Genomic DNA, 274 nt, shown 5'->3' on the forward strand with positions numbered 1-274 from the left:
GATTGGGACTAAAATTTAATTGGGAATTATCGACAATAAGTTGTTTTTTAAAATAAATTTTAGTCCCAATCGAAAATGTATGCTAATTGCAACAGGTCCATCTGTGCATCAACTAGAAACGTCATATTTACAGCGATCGGATATTGATTATATTGGTGTAAATGGTGCAATTGCCTTAAGTGGTGTCAAATTTAAATATTATGTGATCATTGATCACAATTTCACCAACAATCGTTTTGATCTAATTGAAAATGTACTTAAAACTTCCTTTTGT

Annotated in this window: 1 protein-coding gene; it reads left to right on the top strand. The window is 30.3% G+C overall.

All coding sequences use genetic code 11. The features are described 5' to 3' along the window. Positions 1 to 79: 79 nt before the first annotated feature. A partial coding sequence (locus tag SB765_RS29550) for a hypothetical protein (RefSeq protein ID WP_410932480.1) occupies positions 80 to 274 on the top strand: 195 nt, incomplete at its 3' end.

It is taken from the genome of Pseudomonas sp. SIMBA_067, assembly GCF_046534675.1.
Classification (GTDB): domain Bacteria; phylum Pseudomonadota; class Gammaproteobacteria; order Pseudomonadales; family Pseudomonadaceae; genus Aquipseudomonas; species Aquipseudomonas putida.